Below are 2744 nucleotides of genomic sequence, written 5' to 3' on the forward strand. Positions count from 1 at the left end.
CGACCGGCCAGCGTGCCGCCGACGACGCCGGCCAGCGTCGCGGCCGCCACCGCGAGCGCGAGCGTCGCGGCAGCCTCCAGCAGCGGTGCGCGGTAGATGTCGCGCGGAATGTCGAGCACGACCGACCAGGACGAGAGCGCCGATTTCACGGTGAAGCGCCCGCCGGCGTCGACGTCGGTGGCCGGGTTGAAGCCCGGCGCCGCGCGCCGCGCCATCGTCCCGCCGCTGCCGTCGAGCAGCGCGAGCGACCAGCCGGCCGGCAGCCCGACCGCTTCCAGCTGCGCCTGGAACTGACGCACCTCGAACACCGTCAGCACGACGAAGGCCGCCCTGCCATCGCGCAGTGCCGGCGCCGCGACGGCCACCAGCGGCTCCTTGGCGACCGGGCCGATGAACAGGTCTCCGACCGCCGGGCGGCCGCTGGCGAATGCGATCGGCACGGCCGCCCGGCCCTTCGGGACCGGCAGCGGCGGCAAGGCCGTGCCGAAAGGCACGCGGGTGTTGAGCAGCATGTGCAGGCCGGGGTCGGCCACGATCACGTGGCCGCCGAAGCTGCGGCGGAACGCCTGCGCTTCCTCGTAGAGCTCGGCGCGGCGCGACGCCACGTCGATCAGCGGCGACTGCGCCAGCATCCCGAGCGCGCCGATGCGGGCGTTCAGGAACTGATCGACGTCGCCGGCGAGCGTGGTCGCAATGCCCCGGGCCTCGCGGTCGCGGTTGTCCTGCACGTCGCGCACGCGTTCGATGGCAAGGTAGATCGAGAGCACCCCCAGCGGCCCGACGCACAGCCAGATCAGCCGTGTCAGGAACGCATGAAGCGACGGTGCGGGCATGATCAACCTTTGCTGAACCACGACAACGCTTCGCAGACGATGCAGCGTGACACGAACAGCGGTGCGCACGGCGCCACGATGCCACCTTTTATACACGCTCGCCCGGCGCACAACGGGCGGGGTTCTCCGGAGAGAAAAAGCTCAGCCGGCCGCCGCGACGACCTGCCACCACGCCGGCAACAGCCCGCGCACCTGCGGCTTCGCGAAGCGGTCGTCGATCAGGATCACGACCCCTTCGTCGCTGGTCGTGCGGATCACCCGCCCGGCCGCCTGCACCACCTTCTGCAGGCCCGGGTAGAGGTAGGCGTAGTCGTAGCCGGCGCCGAAGCGCCTGTCCATCCGCTCGCGCACGCACTCGTTGACCGGATTGACCTGCGGCAGCCCGAGCGTCGCGACGAAGGCACCGATCAGGCGCCGGCCCGGCAGGTCGATGCCCTCGGCGAACGCCCCGCCCAGCACCGCGAAGCCGACCCCCTGCCCGTGCTCGGTGAAGCGCGCGAGGAACTGCTGGCGCGAGGCCTCGTCCATCGCGCGCGACTGCGCCCACTGCGGCACGCCCGGGTGCGTCGCCTGCAACAACGCCACCACCTGCTGCAGGTAGTCGAAGCTGCTGAAGAACGCCATGTAGTTGCCCGGCGACTTCTCGTACTGCCGCGCGATCAGCTCGACGATGGGGGCGAGCGAGTCCGCCCGCTGCTGCCAGCGCGTCGAGATGTGGCGCGCGATGCGCACCGACAGCTGCCGCGCCTCGAACGGCGACTCCACGTCGATCCACACGGTGTGCTTCGGCAGGCCCAGCGTGTCTTCATGGAAGCCCTGCGGCGTCAGCGTCGCCGAGAACAGCGTCGTCGTGTGCGCCGCCTCGAAGCGCCCGCGCAGGTGCGGCGCCGGGATCAGGTTGCGCAGGCACAGCGTCGAGCGAACCCGCGTGCCGTGGCGCTCGGCGATCGTCACGTCGACCTGCGAGTTCTCGTCCAGCAGCTCCAGCACCCGCGTCACGTGCAGCGCGTCGAAGTAGAAGCGCAGCAGCGGCGCATCGTTCGGCGACTGGCCGTCGGCGAAGTGCTCGCCGAGCGCCGCGATCGCGTTCTGCAGCGCATCGCGCCACGCCGCCGGCGGCTTCTCGTGCACCTCGAAATCGGCGGCCTGCGCCTTGTTGAGCGCATTCCACGCGCGGTGCAGGCGATCGAGCGCCGGCTTCACCGCGGGCGGCGCCTTGCTGCGCAGCGCGGCCACGTCGGCCTGCTGCAGTTCGGCCGAATACATCTTGCGGCCGCGTTCGAGCAGGTTGTGCGCCTCGTCGACCAGCACGCCGACGCGCCAGTCGTTCGCGAGCGTCAGGCCGTGCAGCATCGCGCCGAGGTCGAACCAGTAGTTGTAGTCGCCGACCACCACGTCGCTCCAGCGCACCAACTCCTGGCTCAGGTAGTAGGGGCACACCTGATGGGCCAGCGCCACCTCGCGCACGCGGGCCTGGTCGAGCGGGCTTCCGCTTGTGCCGACACCGCCGGCAAGCGCCGCGCTGCGCGCCGCCGGCAGCCGGTCGTAGAAGCCGCGCGCCAGCGGGCACGACTCGCCATGGCAGGCCTTGTCGGGGTGCTCGCAGGCCTTGTCGCGCGCGACCAGCTCCACCACGCGCAGCGGCGGTGCATCGGTGCCCCCGGTGATCAGCCGCAGCGCCTCCAGTGCGAGGCCGCGGCCCGGCGTCTTGGCCGCGAGGAAGAACAGCTTGTCGAGGCGCTGCGTCGGGCAGGCCTTCAACAGCGGGAACAGCGTGCCCACCGTCTTGCCGATGCCGGTGGGCGCCTGCGCGAGCAGGCAGCGGCCGGCCGTTGCCGCGCGGTACACCGCCTCGGCCAGCGGGCGCTGGCCGGCGCGGAACTCCGCATGCGGGAATCGCAGGCCCTGCAG

Annotated in this window: 2 protein-coding genes; both read right to left on the minus strand. The window is 71.8% G+C overall.

The genetic code is table 11. The annotated features are described in order from the left end of the window. On the minus strand, positions 1 to 833 hold an 833-nt coding region (locus AC1D15_RS25645; RefSeq protein WP_477828211.1), incomplete at its 3' end, for a cache domain-containing protein. A 141-nt stretch (positions 834 to 974) separates the two neighbouring features. After that, a partial coding sequence (locus AC1D15_RS25650) for an ATP-dependent DNA helicase (RefSeq protein WP_477828212.1) occupies positions 975 to 2744 on the minus strand: 1770 nt, incomplete at its 5' end.

This window comes from Rhizobacter sp. P2_H2 (assembly GCF_056403375.1).